The following is a 23250-nucleotide window of genomic DNA, read 5'->3' as shown; positions in this document are numbered from 1 at the left end:
CGCCGTGACGACCCGACGGATCGCGTCAACGCTCTGTGCTCTGCCAGCCATGCTGGCGGCTGTCGCCGCGCAGCTTCCGGCCCAGACCGCGCACCCGGTGCTGAGCGGCTTCGCGCCCATCGACGACTACATCCTCGAGATCGACGGTGAAGCCGACACCGGCGCCAGGCTCTACCTCTCCCAACGGGCGGCCTCGATGCTGATCCTCAGCGACTCCCTGGGCGAGCCAATCCTGCTGTGGGCCCGCAGTATGGCGGTGGACCGGCTCCAGGACGCCGACCTCCTGGTGTCCGGGCCCGGCTACGACGTGGTTGCCGAACCGGACAAGTCCTACATCGGCGAGGCCAGACCGGACCAGACGACGATCGTTCTGCCCATCGAGGGCCGGGACGTGAAGGTCCTGCCACGACCTCCCCTGGTCGGCGACCGCACCCTGGGCGAGTTGCTCGAACACTCCCCCGGCTATCGCGCCGGCATGGACGCCTTCCAGCCGAACGCTGCTGCCATGGAGGCACTCCGCGACACCGAAGCGACACGGGTCAGGGTCTTCTTTGGCTCCTGGTGCGGCGTCTGCAAACAGGTGCTGCCGAACCTCCTCGAGGTAAACGCCGGACTCGAAGGCACGCAGGTCACCTTCGAGTACTACGGACTGGCTTCGCCTCCGGCCGGCTGGGAAGACCCGGAAGTCAAGGGCAACGAAGTGACGGGCCTGCCGATGGCGATCGTCTATCGCAACGGCCAGGAGGTCGGTCGCTTCGGCGGGGCGAACGAGTTCGCCCAGCCTGCACAGGTGCTGCACGCCGTCCTCGCCGGCGCGCGCTAGCTAACGAAACTAGAGCCCGGCGGCCCGACCGCTCACGACCACCGGCTCCTCCAGGTTCCCTACGCTCCCGACATTGATCTCCGCGCCCCAGCGGCGGCCAGCGGCCCAGAACGAGACGTTGTAGGAGCCCGGCGTCACGCAGCCGAGGCCGAGCCGTCCGGACTCGGAAAAACGCACGGCCTCGCGGGCGCCGGTCAGATGGCTCGCGATCTCGGCGCCCGACTCGGTCGTCACGCTGAGGAAGGAGAGGGATTCGCCACCGCAGTCCGCGGCTGCGCACCGCAGCTCGAGCAGGCGGCCAATCGGCAGCGATTCCCGCACCGTGGCCGTGCGGCCCGCCCCAACGTTCACCCCAAGGCCGCCAGTGCAGGCTGCGCCATCGTTCCAGACCAGCGAGATGTCACCGGCGGGCAGATTCCGGCTGGCCTGCCCGGCCGCCGACGCCAGGCTGGTGTTCACCATGTCGCCAAAGGCGTCAACGAAGTGAAGCCACGCACCTGCAGCCGGACTGCCGTCGGTGCGCTGGAGTTCGACATCGAGTACGCCGGTCTCCGCGTCTTGAACACGCAACACCAGGTGTGGCGGCGGCTCGGTGCCGAGCGCGAGATCCTGGACCACGGTTCCAGCCAGGCTACTCCTGCCCTCCCTCACACGGGTCGGCGACACTCCCGCAGACGCCTTGAGGCGGTACGGACCCGGCGGCGCCGGCGGTAACTCGAAGCGGCCATCGTCGCCGGCCTCCGCGTAGGCGACAGTACGCCCGACATCCCCGATCAGCGACACTTGGCCACCGATCGGCGCGCCGTTCACGTCGAGCAGTTCGCCCGTCACCCGAACGCCGTTCAAATCCATCCGCGGCAGCGAGCCTTCGGGCCACAACCGTCCGACGTTGCCGCCCTCGGCACGCCAGGTCATCCACAGCAGGTCGGTCGGTGCTCCCGCCACCTCGAAGGCCCCGTCCGGGCCTACGGCGCCACCCACTGCCTGGGGCGGGATGCCCAGCACACGCTGCTGCCGGGACCCGCCAGGGCGTTGCGACACGATCTGGAGCTTCCCGGAGCTTCTCGACGGTTCGAACACCCGGCTGAAGGAGACGTGGCCGCCGGTCACCGGGCGACCGTCCATGACCAGGATGCTCTGGATGACCCGAGTCGCTGTCGCGACGCCGATCGTCTGCACCTCGGCCGGGCCTTCCTCGACCGCTACCTCCTGCGAAACGCGAAGCCTGCCCGAAGCGTCCAGGACCTCCAGTCGATAGACATCGGGGGCCGCCTTGAAGTCCGCTCGCACTCTGGAGTCCTCGCCACGGCGCAGCTTCGCCTCCGCTTCCGGCGGCACGTGCAAGATCGCCTGGACGATCGGCGCCTCGACCTCCCGGAACCGGTCCAGCAAGCGAACCGTCCCGCCATCGACCCCCACGACCTGCACGGCGACCGGGCGGCCGGAATCCAGCCAGGATTCGCCCTGGTCGGCACGTTCGTTCGCGCCGAGCACGATCAGCCGATCCGTGACCGGTACCTCCGGGCACTGCAGACGCAGGTGGTAGCGGCCTGCCCGCAGGCCGCCGAGCATGTAACCGCCTTCCGGATCGGAGACAGTCACGTGGCGCTGGCGCAACATCAGGGCCGCGACGGCGCCCGCGCCGGGGGGAAGCAGCTCGACCAGGCAGCCGGCGGCGGGTTCCGCGCCCACCGCGTCGAAGAGCCGCCCCTGTACCACCGCCCCGGTCTCGAGGGCGATCAGGCCGAGCTCGATCTCGCCGCCGGGTATGGGCGCGACGCGGATGAGCGAAGACTCGAGGTAGTTCTCGGCCCGGAACGAGAGGTCGACCGTCGTATCGACGCCGAAGGAAGGGCTGATCGGCACCAGCACCGGACCCTCGGCATCCCCAACGTCATGGGAGGCGCCGCCCATCCGGCCGACGGCGTTCGTCCGCATCGTGAAGTTGCGGATCGGTTCTCCGGCGGCGCCGACAAGTTCGACGCGCACTTCGCCGGCGCCGGTGGGCGCCGTTTCCGCCTCGGTGGCCGGTTCTTCGCTGGCAACGAGTTCGAAGACGACACGCGGGGCCCGCCGCCCCTGCTCGATGGTCCGGGAGTCCGTCTCGAAGCCGGCCGCATCGGCCGTCGCGCGGAGGTTGCCGGCCGGAAGACCCGCCAGCTCGAACGTGCCCCGCACCCCGCTTTCCGCGCAGCGCCGCAAGGTTCCGAACCAGTCGGGCAGGTTGGGGTCCCGCCACACTGTGCAGACCTGGGCTCCAGCTACCGTTCGCCCGCCGTCCGCCTCGTGCACGACGCCCTCCGCCGTCCGCCCAGCCTGCAGCCGGATCTCACTGGGTGGTGGCTGCTTCGGGTACTGGCCAACAAACGGCAGGTGGGCCGGATGATCGACGACGAGCATCAGGCCGTGCAGACGCGGCACGGCATTCTCGATGGCGCCATTCTCCGCCGTTCCGCTCCGAACGAGAATCTCGTCCGCCGGCGAGACACCCCCACGCCCTGGCAGCAACACCGTGACCGATGCCCCGCGCGCGGGCTGGCCGTCCGCTCCCAGCACAACAATCTGGCCTGGCACGGGGGCCGGCGCCTGCTGCGCCGCCGCGGCTGCGCCAAGTGCTTGCAGAACGGCAAGGCAGACGACAACGGAACTCAATCGCATGATGGAACCTCCCCGGCGCGAAGCGCGGCCGAACTCAGCAACAGAAACCGGACCGGCGGTCGGAACAAACCCTCCAGACCGCTGCTGGCCTCCTCAAGCACCCAATACCTGCGACCAGGCAGCAGACTCACGTGCGCAGCCTTGGTCGGCAAGCGGACCTTGCCGATGACCTCGTCCCGTCGCGGGTCGATCCGGTGCAGGTCCCAGACCGGAGCACCACTTGTCGCGTCCCGCATCAGGACGTACAGGCTGTCCTCGTCACCGTAGAGACCAGCCGGATAGCTGGACGCCTCCAAAGCCGCGTAGAACTCAGCCATTCGGTCCTGGCTTGCTTGAGGCAGCGTCGGCAACGGCGTTGGCAGTTCCGGAAACGCCTTCAAGCTCCGACCCTCGCCCACGAGTTCCTGAATGAACACTGCGGGGGAGTAGCGGAGCGCAAACACCGAATGGTCCGAAGCACTTACCGCCGCTAAGTGGCTGAACGCCATGCCACCGGCGTCCAGCTCACCCGTATAGCCGGGCCACGCGGAGGTCTCGCGAAGAGCGCCCGATCCCCGGCCGGCCACCGGTTCGCTTCCGAACTCGGCGTACTCCCGGTTGGCGTCCTGCGGACCACTCCGCCGGCCGCCCCGTACGTAGAGCCTGCTTCGCCAGGCGACCAACTCGCCGACATTGAAGAGTTCCTTGCCGCTCCATCCGTCCGCAACTCGTCGGATATCGCCCTCCCACAGAAGCTGCCGGGGCCTCAAGTCACGACCGAGTTCGAGCAGCCGATCTGGCCGGCTTACGTCCGAGTCAGCCAGTACGTAGCCCCGCCCCCAGGGCTCCACGTCCATCGGCGACACGAAGTTGAGCGCCAGGTCCTCTGTCTCCCAACCGTTGACGACGCGTACCAGTCCCTCGGACGTGCTGTAGACAAGCAATCGCGACTGATGCAGATCCGTAAGCACGAACCGCTGGTCGTCCATCCAGGTACCCCGGATGCCACCGAGCAGGGGAAACTCGGCGACCTCCAACGGGCGGCAGGCGGGCTCGGGCATGCCGACCGCCGAGCACCCGCAAAGAAGCAACGAACCCAGGACGGCGCCGCCGGGCGCAATCCACCGCGTCATGGGGCTGGACCTCCCTGTTACAAGGCTTACTCCAGCGCCAACGCCACCAGGGCCGGGATTTGTTCCCCGCGGCCGGCACCAACGGTAAAGGCCACGTATTGCCGGCCCTCGTGGAGATAGGTCATCGGCGTGCCGTGCGGCGTGGGCTCGACGCGGTGTTCCCAGAGCTTCGCACCGTCCCGCTTGTCGTAGGCGCGAATGTGTCCGGCGTTGCCCATGAAGGTCATCCGGCTCGGGTCGTAGTCGGCCTGGATGATGAAGATCAGGCCCCTGGTCAGCACCAGACCGCCGTTCGAGAGGATGCCGTGGGAAGCACTGCCCAGATCGGGCAGATCGAGGTGTGCGATCGCGGGATGGTCCTTCGGGCCCGGGCCGTGGGCAACCTGCCACACGTGCTCGCCCGTGTTCAGGTCGATCGCGGTGATCCGGCTGTAGGGCGGCTTGACCAGGGGAAGACCGCGCGGCCCCTCCAGGAGGCCAAGGGCATCGACGTAGCGGAACTCGGAGCGGGCCGGGTCGGCCGGCCGCACGCCGAAGCTCATCACCTTGGTCATCGACGGCACGTAGAGCACACCCCCTTCGGGATCGACCGCGGCGCCCCGCCAGTTCGCTCCTCCGGCGGCGGACGGCAGCGTCAGCACGCCGAGCTTGCCGCCCTCCTTGACCTCGAGCGGCGGCGTGTAGATCGGCCCCAGCACGTAGTCCTCGACGATCTCGAGCGCCTCGGCGCGCAGTTCCGGCGTGAAGTCGATCAGGTCGTCCTCGGTGATGCCGAGCCGTTCGAAGGGCACAGGCTTCGTCGGCATCGGCTGGGTCGGGGAACTCCACTCACCGGGCACCGTCGTCTGCGGCACCGGGAGGTCGTCGATCGGCCACACGGGCTCGCCCGTCTCCCGGTCGAACACGTACGTGAGGCCCTGCTTGCTGACCTGAGCCACCGCCTTGATCTCACGGCCGTCCACGGTGACATCGACCAGGTTCGGAGCCGAGGCCAGGTCGTAGTCCCAAAGGCCGTGGCGAACGGCCTGGAAGTGCCACTTCCGCTCGCCGGTGCGGGCGTCCAACGCCACCAGGCTCTCGGCGAACAGGTTGTCGCCGCGCCGGTGGCCGCCGTACCAGTCGTTCGTCGGCGTCGACACCGGCAGGTAGACGAAGCCGAGCTCGTCGTCGCAGCTCATCATCGTCCACACGTTCGTGTTACCTGAGTACTCCCAGGACCCGTCGAGCCAGGTGTCGTTGCCGAACTCGCCGGGTCGCGGAATCGTGTGGAAGATCCAGCGTTGCCCGCCGGTGCGCACGTCGTAGCCGCGTACGTGGCCGGGGGGCATCTTCGGTCCGCGCGGACCATCCGAGATGACCGAACCGAGCACGATCACGTCGGCGCAGACGATCGGCGGCGCCGAGTGGGTGTACTGGCCCTCGTTGATCTCACGGCCCAGGCCGAGGGCTGTGTTCACCATGCCGCCGTCGCCGAAAGCCGGGTCCGGCTCGCCGGTCAGGCGGTCCAGCGAAATCAGCCGGCGGTGGTGGGCGGCGTAGATCAGACGCTCGACGGGTTCGCCGTCGATCTCCCCGCTCCAGTACTCGAGTCCCCGATGCTGGAAGCCCGCATTGGCCGGGCGGCCGGCCTCGTAGCTCTTCGGGTCGTAGACCCAGAGCGTCTCGCCCGTGCCCGGGTCGATCGCCGCCACCTGGCTGAGCGACGTGGTGATGTAGAGGACGCCGTCGATATAGAGCGGCGTGCTCTTGTACATGCCGCCGCGGTGCTCCGTGTCGGCCTCGGTCTCCACCGAGGTCCAGCGCCAGACCTCGCGCAGTCGGTCGACGTTCGAGGGGTCGATCTGGTCGAGCGGCGAGTATTTGGTCGAGGCGCGGTCGGCGGCGTAGTGGCGCCATTCGCCGATCGGTGCCTGGTCGCTCGCGTGGGGGGCGCTGCCGCAGCCGGCGGCCAGAAGCAGAAGGAGCGACCGGGCGACCGGGGCCAAGCGGGAAGCGGATGCCGGCGAGGACGCCGGCGCACCCAGTGAGAGAACGTCGTTGGGGAGCATCCGGCGAGTCTACGTGGCGATCCTGTACGCTATGCGGCCTTCAGAAACAAGAGGCTAGAGGAGAAGAGCACAATGGCTTGGGACTTCGAAACAGACCCTGAATTCCAGGACAAGCTGGACTGGATGGACGAGTTCGTCACCAACGAAATCGAACCGCTGCGCTTCGTCCTCGGCAGTCCGTACGATCTGTCGTGCCCCAAGCGCCAGAAGCTGATTCCGCCGCTCCAGGAAGAGGTCAGGAAGCGCAAGCTCTGGGCCTGCCACCTGGGTCCGAATCTCGGTGGCCAGGGTTACGGCCAGGTCAAGCTGGCGCTGATGAACGAGATCCTCGGCCGCTCGCCGCACGCGCCGATCGTGTTCGGCTGCCAGGCGCCGGACTCGGGCAACGCGGAGATCATCGCCCACTACGGCACGGACGAGCAGAAGGCCCGCTACCTGCAACCCCTGCTCGACAACAAGATGGTCTCCGCCTACTCGATGACGGAGCCGCACGGCGGCTCGGATCCGAAGGTGTTTACGACCCGCGCCGTCCTCGACGGAGACGAGTGGGTGATCAACGGCGAGAAGTGGTTCTCCTCGAACGCCCGATACGCCTCCCTGCTGGTCGTCATGGTGGTCACCGACCCGGACGCGCCGCCCTACAACAAGATGTCGATGTTCCTGGTGCCGAAGGACACGCCGGGCGTCAAGATCATCCGCAACGTCGCCGTCGGCACCGGCAACGAGGACGGCTCACACGGCTACGTCCGCTACACGGACGTGCGCGTGCCCAAGGACCACCTCCTGGGCCAGCGCGGCCAGGGCTTCGTGGTCGCCCAGACCCGGCTCGGCGGCGGCCGCATCCACCACGCAATGCGCACGATCGCCAAGGTCCGCACCGCCTTCGACCAGATGTGCGAACGGGTGCTGTCCCGGGAAACGCAGGGTGAACTGCTTGCGCAGAAGCAGCTCGTCCAGGAGAAGATCGCCGACTCCTGGGCGCAGATCGAGCAGTTCCGTCTGTTCGTTCTGCAGACCGCCTGGAAGATCGACAAGTACAAGGACTACCGGATGGTCCGCAAGGACATCTCGGCCGTCAAGGCGGTCATGCCGAAGGTCTACCTCGACGTCTTCTCGAGAGCGCTGATGATTCACGGCTCGCTCGGCGTCTCGAACGAGATGACCTTCTCGGCGGGCGTCGTCGACTCCTTCCACATGGCCCTGGCCGACGGACCGACCGAGGTCCACAAGATCACGGTGGCCAGGCAGATCCTCCGCGAGTACGCGGGCACGGACGACCTCTTCCCGACGACGCACCTGCCCAAGCTGCGGCAGGCGGCGTTCGAGAAGTACGCCGAGGCGCTGGAACTGGAAGTGGCGGCGCTGTAGCGGCCCGCACAGGGCGGGCTCGCGTCAAGCGTGTGCGGCGTGTCGGTGGCGGCGCCTTGACTGGCGCTACGCGTGGGCCGTGGCGGTGGCGCGCACACCGAGCCCGGCTACCACCGCGAACAGCAGCGCGAAGACCAGGTTCGCGATGCCGCCGTTCTCGCCCATCAGGCCCATCACCGCGAGGACGAGGAGCGCCACCGCGGTCAGTATCGAGAAGACGTTCCCCATCTTCTGGGCATCTTCCTCGCTGCCTCCCATGCAGCCAATACGGACCAGGAAGAAGGTCAGCACGGCGAAGAAAGCAAGCAGGTTCCACCAGGAGCCGGCGGCGGCGTCGACCATGGCCTGGCTGGCCCACCAGCCAGCGCCGAGAAGGTAAGCGATCGCAAAGAGGAAGTTCTTCAACATGGCGAGCGAGAATCTAGCCGACCGGCCCCGGATGGGCAAGCCCGGCAGGTCTCCTCAAGCGCCGGAACCGCCCGCCGCGGCAACGGGGAAGCGCCTGCCCTACCGGACCCTCACACGCCAGCGTGCTAACGTCTGCCTTCACTGAATCGTCACTTCCCGGGCCCCGGCCCGGTCTTCCGACGGAGGCACCCGACATGCTCCTCGATCTCGCCAGGAACCGGCACTCAATGACTCTGGCGGCAGCGCTGCTGCTGCTCCCGCTTGGCGCATGCGGAGGCGGCACCGCCGGCTCCGACGACGAGCACGCGGACCATGGCCACACGGAAGGCGACATGGACCACGCCGAAGAAGCGGCCGACGACGGCGCGCCGCGCGTCTACTTCGTGGGGCTGGAAAACCACGCCACGATCCCCAGCCTGATCAACCTGCAGTTCGCGGCCGAGAACTTCATCATCGAACCGGTGGGCGACGGCGCGATCAACGAGGGCGCAGGCCACTACCACATCGCGATCGACGGAGAATGTCTCGAGCCGGGCATCGTGATCCCGACAGCGGATCCGTGGATCCACTTCGGAGACGGCTCAGACTCGATCGAGCTCGAACTCAGCCCCGGCGAGCACTACCTCTGCCTGCAGATCGGCGACGGCGAGCACCGCACGCTCGACGAGCCGGGCCTGTCGCAGTACATCATGGTGCACGTGGAGGAGGGGGCGGCGACCGAGTAGGCCCGCTACTCGAAGAAGAACGGGCTGGTCCAGGCGGCGCCGCCGTCTTCCTGGACCACGCGAAGGTAGAGATAGCCGCCAGTCTGAAACCCTGGCAGCGGCACGGTCAGGCTGCACTCCCGCTCACCTTCCCCGCATAGCGCCTCGCCCGTCAGGGCGCCCGCGCCGGTGGCGCCCTGGCGGCTGACCACTTCAATGCGTGCGATCTCTCCGGGTGCAACCGCCCGCACGACCAGCGTCGTTTGCGGCACGCCGGCGATCGGGCCGACGGTGCCCGCGGCGGCCGCGGCGGCGGGAATGTCGGCCCCGATCGGCCATCCCGCGTAGCTCGCGCGGACCACGATCCGGGGGCCGTTCGTTGCGTAGGTGCGACGCGTGAGCAGCGCCTCGTAGATCCCCTCCCGGGTCACTTCGTCACTCAGGATCGCCGCCACGCCACCGCTCGGCGACGCCAAGTGACCCAGGCCCGGATGACCGTCGTGGCCGTCGCTCGAGCCGACGAATCCAAGCCGGTAGCCTCGATCGAGAGCGTCGCGGACGAAGTTGCCGGCCAGGGCGTTCCGGACGACCATGCCCGGTGAATCGGCAGCCTCGCTCGACCCGTGGACGGACACGACCTCGGTGACGGGTTCGAGTCTGGCCGGCGGCGGCGAAGACCAGTCGGTGGCGATCGGAGCCCCGGCCGAATGGTGGGCGAAGGTCAGCGCCCGCACGTCCTCGAGGCCGGCCCATAGTTCGTGCGGCTCGTCGTATCGCTCGTCGATCGAGCTGAGAAGCAGGCCCGCCGCGGCCTCGGCCGTCGGCTCGAAGAAGACGACATGGCGATGGCCCTCGATCCAGTTGGTCCACTCGTAACCGGCCAGCGCGACGAAGCGTCCCGGTTCGTTGCGGGTGTCGGCCGCATCCAGCGTGCGCCGCCAGATCGACGGCTCACCGTCCATGAACCGCATGCCCCAGTGGTCGTGGTCGGTTACCGCCGCGGCGTCGAGGCCGGCCACCTCCCGCGCGTAGCGCAGCAGATCGTCCGGCGTCGCCGAACCGTCGGAGAGGCCGGAGTGGTTCTGGAGATCGGCCCACAGGATGCGCCGGCCGGCCGGCGCTACAACCAGCGGGTTGCTCTCCGCTTCGAACCCGGGTTCCGGCCCATCGCCCGCCAGTCGGCCACGCACCCTGATCACGCCGCCGGCCTGCGCGGAAAGCCGAAGCGGAACGACGAGCCGGCCTCGATCCTCGAGGGCGAGGGCCAGGGAGACGACCCGCTCCACTTCCGCCGCGGAATCGTCCTTCGAGTCCATCAGGTCGATGCCGGCAGGCAGGCGAAGCTCCAGCGTCCCGGATGCCGCCGGCCAGCCGTTCCCCGCGGAGTCAACCAGCGCCGCCGTGAGCTCGACGCGATCGGCCGGCCGGGCGGTCGAAGGCACATGAAGCAGCAACCGCGCCGGCAGCCCCGGCATCACATCCACGACGGGCGACTCCCCGACCAGTTCCCGCACTCCGTCGCCGTCGCCGTCGACTGCGACCCAGAAGCGCGACTCGCGCTCGGCGTACCGGTCGGCCAGCGCGCCCGCCGGGCCGGCTCCGTACGTGATCGCCACCTCTTCTCCTGCCGCAAGCGGCCGGCCGCCGACGCTGATCGCGAGCAACTGCTGATCCAGCGTTTCGGCCGAGAGCTCGACACCGGCGGCGGCCGTCTCGATCGTCGTGTAGCCCAACGCCTCCCGACGTTCCGTCTGCGGCGTGCTCCAGCCCCAGAAGGGGGACACCTGGAGGTGGACGGTCCCTCCGACCGCTACGCCCGCCGGCCCTGCCCTGTAGACGATCCGCCAGCTTCCCGTACTGCCCGCGACCGCCGGGCCCCTCAGGGCCTCGACGGTGGCGGTGCCGCCGCCGTCGGCGGCCGAACGCGGCCGCAGCAGGTCGGCGCGCAGTTCCTCGACTACGTCGAACCGGGGCGAACGATCAGGCCAGTCTCCGTCGAGGGACTCTTCCGGCGCGGGCGCGCACGCGGCCACAAGCAGAAGCAGGACCGCCACGACTCGGAAACGAAGCATCCCCTGGATCCTCTCACGACCGGCGGCAACGGCTGTAGTCTGAACGCTGTCCAATGTCCTACAAGATCGCTTTCATCGGCACCCACGGCGTCGGCAAGACGACCCTCGCCTACGGGCTCGCCGCGCGCCTGAAACGCCGCGATATCAACCTGGACGTCGTGGTCGAAGTGGCGCGCCGTTGCCCGCTGCCGCTCAACGAGGGAACGACCCTGGAGGCGCAGTCGTGGATCCTCCATTCCCAGATCGCCGACGAACTGGCCGCCGAGGCCCGTTCGCCGGTCGTGATCTGCGACCGCAGCGTCCTCGATAACTACGTCTACCTCCTGTTCGCCCGTGGCCGCCAGCCGGCCCTGGAACCCCTGATCGAGTCCTGGTGCACGACGTACGACCTGAAGGTCTACGTTCCGATCCTGCACGGCAGCGAGGCGCAACCCGACGGCGTCCGCGCCATCGACCCCGCCTTCCGGCAGCAGATCGACGACCGCCTCTGGAACGAGCTGGAGGACCGTCGCATCGGAGTCCTGGTCCTCCAGCGGGAGGATCGCGACGGCTGGCTCGATACGGTCGAGGAAGCGGTCGCGAACCAGCTTCGCATTCCCCAGCTCGACCTGCTCTGAGTCACGAGCCGCACGCGTATACTCGCGGGCCGAACAACGAATCCAACCGTCAACCGTCCGCACTGCAGCCGACCTCGGCGCCCCTTGGCGCTGCCGGTCTCAGAATCGAGAGGAGCCGCCATGTCCCGTCCCTTCCTGCGCACCGAACTCTGCGACATGCTCGGGATCGAGTATCCCGTGTTCTCCGCCGGCATGGGACCAGTGGCGGGCGGCGCGGAACCCGTCGCCAGGGCCGACCTGGTGGCCGCCGTTTCCGAGGCAGGAGGCCTGGGCGTGATCGGAGGCGTTGCCTACAGCCCCGAGGACCTGCGGGCTGAGATCAACAAGGTGCGCGCGAAGACGGACAAGCCGTTCGGGGTCGACCTGCTGCTGGCTTCGAACTTCCTCGAGAAGGCGGGCAGCGGACCGATCTCGGCGACGGTGCCGACCCGCGACCTGGTGCCGGCGGAAACGCGCGACGCGCTCAGGAAGATGGCCGAGAGCCTGGGCATCGATTGGCTCGAGGCGCCGCCCCCGGCCCCGAGCTGGCCGGTGCCCGAAGGCCAGAGCTACGCCGGCGCCCAGATGGAAGTCCTGCTGGAAGAGAAGATACCGGTGTTCGCCTCCGGCCTCGGTTCCCCGGCACCCTTCTCGAGAGCGCTCAAGGACGCCGGCATCAAGATCGTCTCCCTCGTGGGCAACGCCCGCGCCGCGCGCCGGGTCGCCGAGGGCGGCGCCGACATCGTCGTCGCCCAGGGCACGGAAGCCGGCGGTCACACCGGCAAGATCGGCACCCTGGCGCTCCTGCCCCAGGTCATGGACGCAGTCGCGCCGATCCCGGTCGTTGCCGCGGGCGGCGTCGCCGACGGCCGCGGCCTGGCGGCGGTCATCGCGGCGGGCGCGATAGGCGCCTGGTGCGGCACTGCTTTCCTGGTTTCGAACGAGGCGAACCAGCCCGCGCTGCAGAAGCAGCGCATCCTGGAAGCCGCCACCGAGGACACGGTGGTCACCCGTCTCTACAGCGGCAAGACGATGCGGAACATCACGAATCCGCTGATCCAGGCCTGGGAAGCCAGCGGCATCCGGGCGCTGCCGATGGGGCTCCAGGGCGTGCTCACCCGCGACCTGCTCCACTCCATCCGCACGGCCGGACGGGACGACCTGCTGATGAACGCCGCCGGCCAGGCCTCCGGCATGCTGCAAAAGGCTCGCCCGGCCAGCGAGATCCTGCACGAGATGGTCGCGGACGCTTCGCACCTCCTCGGTGCGCGGCTGTCGCAGCGGGTTCAGGTCCAGGTCGCCGTCTAGGAGACGCCAACCGGATCACCAGCGCCGCGCGTCGGGCTCGATCGCTTCGAGGTCGAAGCAGTGGTAACCGGCGGGGTGCCTCCAGAACCGCTCCCGGTAGGGGTACATCCGTAGCGACGCCTGATCGGTGGGCGCATCGAGGCTGAACGTCGCGCAGAGTTCGTACGCCTTGTCCCCCGCAGCCCTGAACGTGTACGGCTCCCGGCTTTCCGGGTCGACGATCGACGCGATGTTGATGTCCCGCTCGCCACTGAGGGATTCCAGGCCCGCGGGCAGGGAGCCGTTCCGCTCCCAGTAGATGTCGACGCCTCGAACGATGTCCCGCAGGTTTCCTACGCGGGCGACATCCAGCCCGCGCTCCCGCGCCTTCCCGGGCGAACCGACGGCAACCAGTCCCAGGACGACCGCCAGGAGGACAGCAACCGCCGACACGCCTGCGAAGACGGTCGGCAGCTTCGGCGCCCGACCGCCTTCGGCCGCTTCCACGTCATCCTGGCGGAGATCCCAGAAGTAGTAGCCGAACACGCTGCCGGCAATCACCGCCACGACGCCGACCTTCAGAAGAAACCGTACGGCCAGTTCACCGCCCAGACCGAAGAACACCAGGGCGATCAGGTCGCCGGCCAGCACGCCCGCGGCGACGAACAACGTCAGGAACGTGAGCCACTTCCTGATCCGCGACGAGCGCAGGTCCGGATCGCTGCGCAGCGTGCGTCGCACCATCCGTTGAATCAGCAGAAACGCCGGGAAGGAAATGACGAGGTACGCCAGCCCCCAGCGCAGCATCTCGGCGGAAGCTGCCGCCGGAAGAGTGAACGCCACATCGGCGAAGGCCCGGTTGATCAGCACGAACATCACGTTGCCGAAGCTGATCGCCGCCGTATACAGCGCGGCGAAGAGGACCAGGTAGAGAAAAGCCTCCCGAGCGCCGAGATAGGGACGCGGCCGCGGGATCGGCGCCACGAAGTCCCGGTCCACCCAGGCGCTCAGCGCCTTGTCGATGTCGGCCTGTCGCCAACTCGCATCGGCGAGCGCCTCCCGGATCTCCTCGCGGCTCGCGCCCCGCGACAGTGCTTCTCGTACGAACCGGCTCAGTTCCTCGTTCACGGTTTCTCCTCCGTGTTGTTGACGATGTCAACATTACACGTGATCCTCCGCCGCGTCAACACCGTTGCAAGCTAGACTGCGCGCCCATGACTTCTTCCGCCGTTCTCGACGCGCTCCGTTCCCTCGACACGCCCACCGTCTGCAACGCCCTGGAGGTTGTCGCGCCCAAGCGGCGCGGCCACGGCTACACCGTCGATCCGCTGGTGTGCGCGCGGCCCGACCTGCCGCCAATCGTTGGCTTCGCGCGGACCGCCCGTATCCGCGCCCAGCACCCGAACGCGGCCGATCCCAAGCAGGCCCGCCGCACCTCCGTCGGCTACTACGAGTACCTGGCTTCCGGCGACGGCCCGACGATCACGGTGATCCAGGACGTCGACGACGGCACCCGCGGCTACGGCGCCTTCTGGGGCGAAGTCAACTCCAACATCCACCGCGGCCTGGGCTGCCTCGGCGTGATCACGGACGGCAGCATCCGCGACCTGGACGACGTCGCCGAGGGATTCCAGTTGCTCGCCGGCCGGGTCGGACCCTCACACGCCTTCGTCCACGTGGTCGACTACGGCGGCCCGGTAACCGTCGCGGGCATGGCCGTCTCGGACGGCGACCTGATCCACGCCGACCAGCACGGCGCGGTCGTCATCCCCGCCGATGTGGCCGACCAGGTCGAAGCGGCGGCCGACCTGATCGCCCGCCGCGAACGGGTCATCATCGACGCGGCCAAACAGCCGGACTTCAGCTTCGAGAAGCTGAAGGCCGCCTGGGGCGAGGCGGCGGAGATCCACTGAGTCGGCGGCGAGCGCTCAGGCCATCACGGGATCGATCGGCGTGATGATGCCGAGCGCGTCCTCGAGCGCCTGGGCCGCCTCGAGGCACAGACCCTCGCGGTAGCGGCCGCCGATCACCTCGACTACCTGGGGCAGACCGTTGGCTACACCGGTCGGTACGCAGACGGCAGGCAGCCCGAGCAGGTTCAGGGCGACCTCGAAGCGCATCTGGTCGAGAACGTCGCCGGGTTCCTGCAGGTCGTAGCCGATGACGAAGGGCGGCTGGGTCATGATCGGAGCCAGCGTGATCGGGTAGTCCTCCTGGAACTCCTGCCAGGCGGTGGCGACGCGGTGACGCTGGGCGAACATCCCGACGTACTCGGTAGGAGATTCGGCGTCGAACACCTCGAGCCCCCGCATGAGGAACTCGTAGGCGTCCGGCGACATGATCTGTTCGAGCACCTGCCGCGCCAGGTGCAGCTCGTAGCCGAGGAAGACCTCCCACGCTCGCCGTGCCTCGGCCGCCAGGGGCGGTTCGATCTCTTCGACCGCGTAGCCGACAGCCGCGAGCGCCTCACCGGCGGAGCGCACCCCCGCCGCCACGTCCGGGTGCGTCGAACCGCCGCTGGGCTCAGGCACGAGCGCAACCTTGATCGGCTCGCTGGGCCGGTCCAGGTCGAGCGGAACCGGCATCGACCAGGGATCGCTCCTGTGGTAACGCCCAATCAGCTCGTACGCGGTACGGAGATCGGAGACGCGGCGCGCCATGGGACCGTTCACGGCCATCAACTGACTCGACAACTCGCCGACGAAAGGGCTCGCGATACGCCCCAGCGTCGGCTTGAGCGACGCGATGCCGTTGCACTGGGCCGGGATACGGAGCGAACCGCCAATGTCGTTGCCGAGCCCCAGGCAACTCATGCCGCTCGCAAGCGCCGAGCCTTCGCCTCCGCTAGAGCCGCCCACGTTGCGGTCCGCTGCCCATGGATTCCGGGTCAGGCCGTAGAGAAAGCTGTCGGTGTGAACGCGTAGTCCGAGATCGGGCAGGTTCGTCCGCGTCAGAACGATGGCGCCCGCGTTCCTGAGCCGCGCCACGATCAGATCGTCTCTCTCCGCAATCAGGTTCTCGTTCGCCGGCACGCCGTTCGTGGTCGGAGTGCCGGCGACGGCGATGTTGTCCTTCACCGAGATCGGCACGCCGTGCAGCGGACCCAGTTCGGCACCCGCCGCCACCGCCTCGTCGGCGGCCTGAGCGGCGGCGCGGGCCTCGTCGGCCAGCACGCGCACGACGGCATTCAGGTGGCCGTTCACCGCCTCCACGCGGGCCAGGTGCGACTCGATCACTTCGACGCTCGAGACCTCGCCGCGGCGGATGGCCGCCGCGAGTTCGCGGGCGCCGGCGCGCCACAGGTCGTCGGGCATCGGCCCGGCGGCCACATCGGCGGCGCTATCCGCGGCAGTCGTCGCATCGCCGTTGCAACCGGCGAGCAAGCCGGCGGCGCCGGCCAGGGACAGGGCGTGAATCACCTGACGCCGCGAAACGCCGTTGATCTCCTGGGGCTCGAGCTCCTGTGTCGTCACCTTGCTGTCTCCTCTCACTCGGCTCGCAGGTCATCCAGACCGAGCGTTTCTCCGAGGGCCGGCTCGCCGTCCATGCCGCGGACTTCCAGCGTCACCGAACGGGAAGTCCAGTCGATGGACAGCGCACCGTAGTTCTCCGGCCGATAGGTCGGACCCACCCGGTACGGCCCGGCCTCTTCCTCGCTGGCGAACGCCGAGTTGAGGGAACTCGCGGTGAGTTCCAGAAGCGGATAGCCGAGCGCGTCGTCGCGACGGTAGATGCCGCCGCGGTGGCGGTCGCCGGAGATGATCACCACGCCGTTCGCGCCCGTCTCGCGCAGGAGGGCGAAGAGGCGATCACGCTCGGCCGGCATCTGCTTCCACGCTTCGTAACCGTGTCCATCGGCGATCACCTGGATCGACGACGCGAGGATGCGCAGATCCGCCTCCTCCTGGAGCACCTCGCCAAGCCACGCCCACTGCTCCTCGCCCAGCATCGTCTTCGATGGATCAGGATCCGGCATGTAGCGCTCCTTGCCCGGCGCACCGCGCTCGTCGGTCAGCCGTAGCGGGGAGCGAAAGTACCGCGTGTCGAGCAGGATGAGCTGAACACGCTGACCCGGCGGGCCGTAGGTCACGGCGTCGTAGACCCCCGGCCGCGAGGCACGCTCTGAATCCGGCGGCACGTCCCAGAAGTCCTCGAAGATCCGCTGCGCCTCTTCGCGGCCGAAGAAGTCGGCGCCGGCGTCGTTCAGACCATAGTCATGGTCGTCCCAGGTGGCGGCGAGCGGCACTCCCGCCTGTCGCAGCCGGCTGAAGCCCTCGGCTTCCGCCTGCATCGCGTAGGCGTCCCGCAACTCACGCAGGTCCTCGGACTCGACGTCGCCGTAGACGTTGTCGCCGAGGAACACGAAGAGTTCGAAGTCGTCGTCGAGAATCGCGTCGAAGATCGGCTGCGGCAGGTCCTGCCTCAGGCAGGAACCGAGGCCAATTCGCTCGAGCGCCGGCTCGACCGCGGCGGCTTCGGTCTCCGCGGCCGGTTCCGGGGCCGAAGCGCCGCAGGCCAGAGCCAGCAGCGCGGCCGCGAGGAGCGCCTCAGTTCGCAGCTTCACGACACACGCTCTTGATCGAGAACCCTGACGGGTCCGGCAGTTTTCCAGCAGCGACCATCTCATCGATCAGCTTCTCCGTCTCCGTGACCCGGTCCCTCTTCGCATACTCCTGACGCCTCGCCCTCACCTGCGGGTGCTCAAGCATCGAACAGTATCCCAGCATCCTCTGCTTCACTTTCTCCCACTTCCGCCGCACGTAGATGTTCGGCTGGTAGGACTCGTCCCATTCAGGCGTCACGTAGTCGCGCAGATCGAACGGCCTGCGGAGGCGCCACACGCCCGTGTCGTAGACGATGTTGGGATCGTCGCCGGCGCAGAGGTGCTCGTAGAACCACATCCCCTCGTAGTTCGCCTCCAGGTCGGCCAGGGAGAGAACGCCCGAGACGGCCCTGCCGAGAATCGTGATCTCATGCTGGAGGCCCCGACGCACCGCCCGATCCTCAGCTTCGGCGGGCGTCGCGCCCCGCAGAGTCGCCTTGCGGTACCAGCGGTGGTAGTACCAGGCGGTTCCCAGCAGATGCGTCAGCTTGTCCGTGCCGAGCCGTACGCCGTTGATCTCCACCGTCGGACTCGGCGGCATCCAGCGTCCGGTGTCGAACAGCGGCGACGTTCCGCCGTAGAGGTACTTCTGCTCGAACTCCCGCATCTCTTCGGGGCCGGACGGCGAGCGGCTGACCAGCGGCGAGTTCACCGACCAGGTCTCGAAGCCGTCGAAGAACAGCATGCGATGACGCTTGAAGAACCGGAACCGTACCTTCTGGCACCGCCGGTCCCTGCCCTCCCGGTTCAGCTCGGCGACCAGGCGCTCGAGTTCCAGGTTGACCCGGGCGTTCAGCACCTCGGTCATGTCCTCGAGGTGGCGGCCCCAGGCGAAGAACTGGTCCGTTTCGAGACCCGACGCGGCCCCGGCGCCCCCGAGTCCGGGAAGCAACGCCAAGACCACGGCGGCGAGTCCGAAACGCGGGGATGCCGGTCGCGCCGTTCCTGGCATCAGAACCCCCAGCCGATGCCGGCGGTGTACACGTAGCGGTCGGCGTCCTCGTGAGCGGAGCTGATCCGCCGCAGGACGCCCAGGTTGAACGTGATGCGAGGCAGCGCGAACTGCCCTTCGAAGCCGGCCAGCGTCTGTCGCGCCGGATCGAGTTCGGAGTCTCCCCAGGTGCGGACCAGGACGGCGCGAGCGCTCCAGCCGACGTAGACGTTGTTCAGGAAGGCGGAACGCGGCTTGTGCGTGGCAATCACGCGCGCATAGCCAACGCCGAGCTGTCCTCCCGCGGAACCTGGTTCAATCTGCGCGACGAACCCGCGGTACTCGCAGAACGTGGTGCAGTCGTAGCTGGCGGGCATCCGCGCCAGAACGGCTCCGGCACCTGCCGAGAAGTCAAGAGGAATCGAGTACCGGACCCGCGCGATGCCGAGCCAGCGGAGCGAGGTCTCGTCGACGTCTGCTTGCACGCGGTCGCCGGTTTCACTCGACGAGGGTTCGGCCCGCGGGTCGTCGCCGACCTCCTGTGCCGCCACGGACAACGCCTGGAGAACGATGACCAGGGCGCCCACCGCGAGCGGGGTGTTGGGCATCGTCGACGGAATCTCCTGCGGGGCCTCTGCCCCGCCATCCTATTAGGCGGAGCCGGCCTGACGGTCGGCGCGCCATTCCGGCCGCCTTCGGCGGCAGCGGGTCGGAGGACCCGCGCACCAGTTTCCTAGTTGCCGAAGCGGTAGCTCATGACCGCCTTCAGGCGACGGCCCTTCGGGTTCGCTGTCAGGGCGTCGAAGGACTGCTCGAAGAAGACGAGAGGCGGATCCTCGTCGGTCAGGTTGATCGCCGACAGCGCGAGATCGAACCCGAGCCGCGGGAAGCGCCACAGGAACGTCAGATCGAACGTGAGCCACTCGTCGATCGGCAGCAGTTCGGGCGGTGTCCAGGCCACGTTGCTGTCCTCGTAAGACGAGATGTGGTTCGCCCAACCGATCAGACTGTAGTCGCCCCAGCGATAGCCGAGCGAGGCCCGCGTCTTCATCTCCGGCAGCGGCGGTGCGATCGGCGTATCCCGGTTCAGGAGACCGACGACGTCCTTCTGCTCGCGGTAGACGACGCCGTCAAGTTCGAGTTTCTTCAGCTCGTAGCTCTGCGTGTACGTGCTGTCCACACCGAAGGAGAGCTCCCCAGGCCCCGCGTCCACGTTGCCGTGCAGGTGGAAGTCGAAGCCCGAGGTCTTGATGCCCGGCCAGTTGATCAGGTCGATCCGCACCCTTTCGATGTCGCCGGGAACGCAGGAACCGTCCGTTACCCCACCGGGGCAGACGACTCTGCCCATGACCGCGTTGAGCGCCGCCTGGCTGCCGCCGTAGCCTTCCGCGTAGAGCCGCACCACCTCCTGCTGTGGCAGCAGGGCGATCACGTCGTCGAAGTCGTAGCTCCAGTAGTCCAGCGTCACGTCGATTCCGGGCGAGGCGAAGAGCACCAGACCCAGGTTGTAGGTGAACGCCTGCTCCGGCTTCAGCGCCCGGCTACCGAACGCGTCGACCGCCTTGTAGACACCGACCGTGTTCAGGTACTCGAGCGTCGTGCGAATCTCCTCGTTCAGATCGTCGACCGAGGGCGCGCGGAACGTGGTCTGGACCGAAGTGCGGAACGCCAGCACGTGATCTTCGCCCGCCGAGAGCTGCCAACGGCCCGAGAACTTCGGATCGAAACTGTCGATCTCGTCGTGGAGCTCGTAGTTCGCCGCGAACTGCATGTCGCCCCGGAGCGCGTTGAGCGACAGCTCGCCGAACACCCGGTGAACGGCCTGGGAGTCGCCGTAGGGGTAGTAACCCGACGTGAACGTGAAGGCTCCGGCGCGTGCCCCGGTCTGTCTGCCGGTGACCGGGTCGACGCAGGACCGGTCGCCCGGCACGACGCAGGGATTCAGGGCGTAGTTGCCGACCGCGTTCGGGATCGCGCTGACATCGAGGTGGCGATACTGGTAACCGAACGCGTAGTCGAGCTTCTGAGGCAGCCAGTTGCCCGACAACGTCGCCTCGGCCACGACGAGTTCCGCCTCGTTCTCGACGTTCACCTGTTCGTTGATCCAGTCGAGCATTGCCCGGTTGTTCTCCAGGCCCGCGACGTACATGGGATTCGCGCTGTTCTCCCATGGCGCACCCGGCTGGGCGGAGAACTCGATCGCGTTGCCGAACGGCTTGTAGTACGTGCAATCGCCGGCGCCCGGCTGGGCCGAACCCGTGTTCCCGAGCCGCATCCCCGAAGGGCTCGTGTCGTCGGCCACCACGCCGACGCCGCAGTTCGGACCGCCGAAGCCGCGAAAGGCGAGGAACTTGCGGTACGCGAACTCCGCCGGGTGGTTCATGTTGCCCGTCGCACGCGAGTAGTTCACCCCGACATCCAGGTTGGCCGCCTTGCCGCCGATCGACAGATCGTGGTCGATGTTCGCTGCGATTCGGGTCGTCTCCGTGCCCCGCTCCAGGCCGCGGCCGGGACCCGCATTGCCGACCAGGCGACCGTAGAAGTACCAGTCGTCCTGCAGGCAGTCTTCCCCGGTGGCGAAGCCGCCCATTCCGGGGGAGCTGTTGCAGAACTCCTGGCGCCCCGGGTGGTCGTTGGAGATCAACTGCAGGCCGTCCAGCAACGACACCGGCGGGAAGGAAGGCGTGGTCACGTAGTTGGGGATGTTCGACTCCGCGAAGAGTGCCTCCACGTGGTACGTCGTGCCCTCAGCCAGCGGACCGTTCAACTCGGCGAAGAAGCGGTTCGTCTCGGTCGCCTCGATCAGGCTGTCCCACGGCTGATAGCGGAAGGCGCAGGTCCAGCCCCGGTCGTAGCCGCCGAGGCCGTTACACGCGGGATCGACGAAGTAGTCCGTGCCGGCAGTGCCATTGCGTGCCCGGGCCAGCTCCTCGACGAACGCGGAGGAACTCTCGCCGCCCGTGAGATTCGGTTGCAGGAAGATGCCGGGATTGCCGGTGTTGGACCAACCCCAGAACCAGCCGGTGGCGCGGTCCTGGAGCGTGTACGCCCGCTCCCGGGCACCGAGATGCGAGCGCTCCGTGCGCTCGAGCGAGAACACGAGGTGATGTTCCGAATCACCCAGCTTGCCGCCCCAGATGGCGCCCGCCGAAGAGTCGCCGGCGCCGTCCATGCTCTCGTGGGAGAGCGAGACCTCGAAGCCGGTGAACTCGTCACGGGTAACGAAGTTGGCGACACCGGCCACGGCGTCCGAACCGTAGATCGCGGCCGCGCCCTCCTTCAGCACCTCGATGCGGTCGATGGCAAGCGAGGGGAAGGCGTTGACGTCGACGAAGCGGCCGCCGAACAGCCGCGCCGGCAGCGGTACCTGACGCTTGCCGTTGAGCAGCACCAGGGTCCGCGACGCCCCAAGGCCCCGGAGGTTCACGTTGGCGACGTTCTCGGGCACCGCCGTCCCCTGGTCGTTGTACCAGCTGTTCGCCTCGCCGATGACACCGGAAGAGGCGGTCAGGCTCTTCATCAGATCGACCGCCTGAAGCGAGCCCTGCTCCTTCTGCATCTCCCGGTTCAACACCTCGACGGCGAAGGGGAGGTCGACGGCCGGCTCCTCGATCGCCGAGCCAGTCACGATGACTACGTCGTGAGCCTGGAAGTCGAGGACGTCGTCCTCGTCGTCCTGGTCTTCGTCGTCGCGCTCCTCATCTTCCTGGGGCGGGGGCCTGTCGACTGGCGAAACCGGAGATGCTTCCGGCGCCGCGGCCTCGTCCTCGTCGCCGGCAGCGAAGGCGGTTCCTCCAAGGGCCACAAGGAGGGCTATCAACAGGATCAACAGGGATTTGGCGTGCATGTCGCCTCCATACTCTGGGTTCCGGCAATGCGTGAGCGGCTCGTCGTCTGGCAAGCGTCGACCTACCAACCGGACCGCGAGCTACGGGAGGGCCTGTGCGAACAATGATACTCCCAACTGGGAGAAGCGCTCTCCACTAAGATCAACGCCCAAGAGGAGGTCCCAGATGTCCAGACGAGTCCGCCCAGTCCTGCCCGTGGCCGTCCTCGCGCTGACCCTGAGCGCGACCGGCCCATCCGCCGCCCACCACGCCTTCTCGGCCGAGTTCGACGCCAACCTGCCGATCACGATCGAGGGCACGATTACCAAGGTCGAGTGGATCAACCCCCACGCCTGGGTCCACGTCGAGATCACGCTCGACAACGGCGAAACCGAGACCTGGGAACTCGAGGCCGGGACGCCGAACACGCTGGTCCGCCGCGGCCTGACCCGCACCCTGCTCAGACCCGGCACGGAAGTCGTCGTCCGCGGCTACCAGAGCAAGGACCAGCTCTGCACGCCGAACTGCCGCGGCAGCGGCCGTGACATGAAGCTTCCCGACGGCCGCAGCCTGTTCATGGGTTCCTCCGGCACCGGCGCGCCGCGCGACGGCGCCGACCCGACCGAGCAGTAGCGCGCCGAGTTATCGGGAAGTTACCCGGCTTTAGCGGATTCGGATAACCCGGGGTTGCTCGCGGGGTCAGCCGTCGCTGGTGGCCTGGCTCGGTTCCTCGTCGTCGTCCAGCACGCCGAAGGAGGCAACAACCTCCAGGCCGATGAAGACCACGGCCAGCAGGATGAAGAACTCGAAATC

General features: G+C 68.1%; 18 protein-coding genes. 7 read left to right on the top strand and 11 right to left on the bottom strand.

What is annotated here, in order from left to right:
• Positions 1 to 4: 4 nt before the first annotated feature.
• The gene (locus OXI49_05380) at positions 5 to 823 is read left to right on the top strand and encodes a thioredoxin family protein (GenBank protein MDE2689926.1); all 819 of its coding nucleotides are present in this window, start codon (positions 5 to 7) and stop codon (positions 821 to 823) included.
• A 9-nt stretch (positions 824 to 832) separates the two neighbouring features.
• On the opposite strand, the gene OXI49_05375 is transcribed toward OXI49_05380, so the two are convergent.
• From OXI49_05375 to OXI49_05365, 3 genes are read right to left on the bottom strand one after another with little or no spacing between them, the layout of a single operon-like run.
• A complete protein-coding gene (locus OXI49_05375) occupies positions 833 to 3481 on the bottom strand; it encodes a carboxypeptidase-like regulatory domain-containing protein (protein ID MDE2689925.1) in 2649 nt (882 codons plus the stop codon).
• Entirely contained in the window at positions 3472 to 4593 is a 1122-nt protein-coding gene (locus OXI49_05370; protein ID MDE2689924.1) for a hypothetical protein, read from the bottom strand. The genes OXI49_05375 and OXI49_05370 overlap by 10 nt, the downstream gene beginning before the upstream one ends.
• 26 nt (positions 4594 to 4619) lie before the next feature.
• A complete protein-coding gene (locus OXI49_05365; GenBank protein MDE2689923.1) occupies positions 4620 to 6641 on the bottom strand; it encodes a pyrroloquinoline quinone-dependent dehydrogenase in 2022 nt (673 codons plus the stop codon).
• Positions 6642 to 6713: 72 nt separating this feature from the next.
• Between OXI49_05365 and OXI49_05360 the strand changes: the two genes are divergently transcribed.
• Entirely contained in the window at positions 6714 to 8009 is a 1296-nt protein-coding gene (locus OXI49_05360; protein MDE2689922.1) for an acyl-CoA dehydrogenase family protein, read from the top strand.
• Between the two features lie 66 nt (positions 8010 to 8075).
• On the opposite strand, the gene OXI49_05355 is transcribed toward OXI49_05360, so the two are convergent.
• Complete coding sequence (locus tag OXI49_05355; protein MDE2689921.1) at positions 8076 to 8417, bottom strand: hypothetical protein; 342 nt, start codon at positions 8415 to 8417, stop codon at positions 8076 to 8078.
• Between the two features lie 227 nt (positions 8418 to 8644).
• Between OXI49_05355 and OXI49_05350 the strand changes: the two genes are divergently transcribed.
• Positions 8645 to 9142, top strand: coding sequence for a DUF4399 domain-containing protein (locus OXI49_05350; GenBank protein MDE2689920.1), 498 nt, complete (start codon positions 8645 to 8647; stop codon positions 9140 to 9142).
• A 5-nt stretch (positions 9143 to 9147) separates the two neighbouring features.
• Here OXI49_05350 and OXI49_05345 read toward each other — a convergent pair whose 3' ends face one another.
• Positions 9148 to 11193: a DUF3604 domain-containing protein gene (locus OXI49_05345; GenBank protein MDE2689919.1), complete on the bottom strand. Its 2046-nt coding sequence runs from the start codon at positions 11191 to 11193 to the stop codon at positions 9148 to 9150.
• A gap of 53 nt (positions 11194 to 11246) precedes the next feature.
• On the opposite strand from OXI49_05345, the gene OXI49_05340 reads away from it, so the two are divergent.
• Both OXI49_05340 and OXI49_05335 read left to right on the top strand, forming a co-directional pair.
• Positions 11247 to 11810 carry an ATP-binding protein gene (locus tag OXI49_05340; protein MDE2689918.1) on the top strand — a complete coding sequence of 188 codons (564 nt, stop codon included), beginning with the start codon at positions 11247 to 11249 and terminating at the stop codon, positions 11808 to 11810.
• A gap of 120 nt (positions 11811 to 11930) precedes the next feature.
• The gene (locus tag OXI49_05335; GenBank protein ID MDE2689917.1) at positions 11931 to 13097 is read left to right on the top strand and encodes a nitronate monooxygenase; all 1167 of its coding nucleotides are present in this window, start codon (positions 11931 to 11933) and stop codon (positions 13095 to 13097) included.
• A gap of 15 nt (positions 13098 to 13112) precedes the next feature.
• Here the strand turns inward: OXI49_05335 and OXI49_05330 are convergent, their stop codons facing one another.
• Positions 13113 to 14204: a DUF5671 domain-containing protein gene (locus OXI49_05330; protein MDE2689916.1), complete on the bottom strand. Its 1092-nt coding sequence runs from the start codon at positions 14202 to 14204 to the stop codon at positions 13113 to 13115.
• Between the two features lie 86 nt (positions 14205 to 14290).
• On the opposite strand from OXI49_05330, the gene OXI49_05325 reads away from it, so the two are divergent.
• Positions 14291 to 14989, top strand: coding sequence for an RraA family protein (locus tag OXI49_05325; protein ID MDE2689915.1), 699 nt, complete (start codon positions 14291 to 14293; stop codon positions 14987 to 14989).
• 15 nt (positions 14990 to 15004) lie between these two features.
• On the opposite strand, the gene OXI49_05320 is transcribed toward OXI49_05325, so the two are convergent.
• The 5 genes from OXI49_05320 to OXI49_05300 form a co-directional block, all read right to left on the bottom strand.
• Positions 15005 to 16549 carry an amidase gene (locus OXI49_05320; GenBank protein MDE2689914.1) on the bottom strand — a complete coding sequence of 515 codons (1545 nt, stop codon included), beginning with the start codon at positions 16547 to 16549 and terminating at the stop codon, positions 15005 to 15007.
• A gap of 14 nt (positions 16550 to 16563) precedes the next feature.
• On the bottom strand, positions 16564 to 17640 hold the full coding sequence (locus tag OXI49_05315) for an alkaline phosphatase D family protein (protein MDE2689913.1): 1077 nt from the start codon (positions 17638 to 17640) through the stop codon (positions 16564 to 16566).
• Positions 17624 to 18631: a hypothetical protein gene (locus OXI49_05310; GenBank protein MDE2689912.1), complete on the bottom strand. Its 1008-nt coding sequence runs from the start codon at positions 18629 to 18631 to the stop codon at positions 17624 to 17626. Before OXI49_05310 ends, OXI49_05315 begins: the two co-directional genes overlap by 17 nt.
• Positions 18631 to 19218 carry a hypothetical protein gene (locus tag OXI49_05305; GenBank protein MDE2689911.1) on the bottom strand — a complete coding sequence of 196 codons (588 nt, stop codon included), beginning with the start codon at positions 19216 to 19218 and terminating at the stop codon, positions 18631 to 18633. The genes OXI49_05310 and OXI49_05305 overlap by 1 nt, the downstream gene beginning before the upstream one ends.
• A 125-nt stretch (positions 19219 to 19343) precedes the next feature.
• Entirely contained in the window at positions 19344 to 22457 is a 3114-nt protein-coding gene (locus tag OXI49_05300; protein MDE2689910.1) for a TonB-dependent receptor, read from the bottom strand.
• A gap of 166 nt (positions 22458 to 22623) precedes the next feature.
• Between OXI49_05300 and OXI49_05295 the strand changes: the two genes are divergently transcribed.
• A complete protein-coding gene (locus tag OXI49_05295) occupies positions 22624 to 23070 on the top strand; it encodes a DUF6152 family protein (GenBank protein MDE2689909.1) in 447 nt (148 codons plus the stop codon).
• The last annotated feature ends 180 nt before the right edge of the window (positions 23071 to 23250 follow it).

The sequence above is a fragment of the Acidobacteriota bacterium genome, from assembly GCA_028875725.1.
Classification (GTDB): Bacteria; Acidobacteriota; Thermoanaerobaculia; order Multivoradales; family Multivoraceae; genus Multivorans.
The sequence above is the reverse complement of the archived record's forward strand: the minus strand, read 5'-3'. Positions and strand labels throughout refer to the sequence as shown.

What these genes read in the sequence shown, in the direction of transcription:
- OXI49_05375 (MDE2689925.1), bottom strand. Translation starts at nt 3,481, where the DNA reads ATGCGATTGAGTTCCGTTGTCGTCTGCCTTGCCGTTCTGCAAGCACTT.
- OXI49_05370 (MDE2689924.1), bottom strand. Translation starts at nt 4,593, where the DNA reads ATGACGCGGTGGATTGCGCCCGGCGGCGCCGTCCTGGGTTCGTTGCTT.
- OXI49_05365 (MDE2689923.1), bottom strand. Translation starts at nt 6,641, where the DNA reads ATGCTCCCCAACGACGTTCTCTCACTGGGTGCGCCGGCGTCCTCGCCG.
- OXI49_05360 (MDE2689922.1), top strand. Translation starts at nt 6,714, where the DNA reads ATGGCTTGGGACTTCGAAACAGACCCTGAATTCCAGGACAAGCTGGAC.
- OXI49_05355 (MDE2689921.1), bottom strand. Translation starts at nt 8,417, where the DNA reads ATGTTGAAGAACTTCCTCTTTGCGATCGCTTACCTTCTCGGCGCTGGC.
- OXI49_05350 (MDE2689920.1), top strand. Translation starts at nt 8,645, where the DNA reads ATGACTCTGGCGGCAGCGCTGCTGCTGCTCCCGCTTGGCGCATGCGGA.
- OXI49_05345 (MDE2689919.1), bottom strand. Translation starts at nt 11,193, where the DNA reads ATGCTTCGTTTCCGAGTCGTGGCGGTCCTGCTTCTGCTTGTGGCCGCG.
- OXI49_05340 (MDE2689918.1), top strand. Translation starts at nt 11,247, where the DNA reads ATGTCCTACAAGATCGCTTTCATCGGCACCCACGGCGTCGGCAAGACG.
- OXI49_05335 (MDE2689917.1), top strand. Translation starts at nt 11,931, where the DNA reads ATGTCCCGTCCCTTCCTGCGCACCGAACTCTGCGACATGCTCGGGATC.
- OXI49_05325 (MDE2689915.1), top strand. Translation starts at nt 14,291, where the DNA reads ATGACTTCTTCCGCCGTTCTCGACGCGCTCCGTTCCCTCGACACGCCC.
- OXI49_05310 (MDE2689912.1), bottom strand. Translation starts at nt 18,631, where the DNA reads ATGCCAGGAACGGCGCGACCGGCATCCCCGCGTTTCGGACTCGCCGCC.
- OXI49_05305 (MDE2689911.1), bottom strand. Translation starts at nt 19,218, where the DNA reads ATGCCCAACACCCCGCTCGCGGTGGGCGCCCTGGTCATCGTTCTCCAG.
- OXI49_05300 (MDE2689910.1), bottom strand. Translation starts at nt 22,457, where the DNA reads ATGCACGCCAAATCCCTGTTGATCCTGTTGATAGCCCTCCTTGTGGCC.
- OXI49_05295 (MDE2689909.1), top strand. Translation starts at nt 22,624, where the DNA reads ATGTCCAGACGAGTCCGCCCAGTCCTGCCCGTGGCCGTCCTCGCGCTG.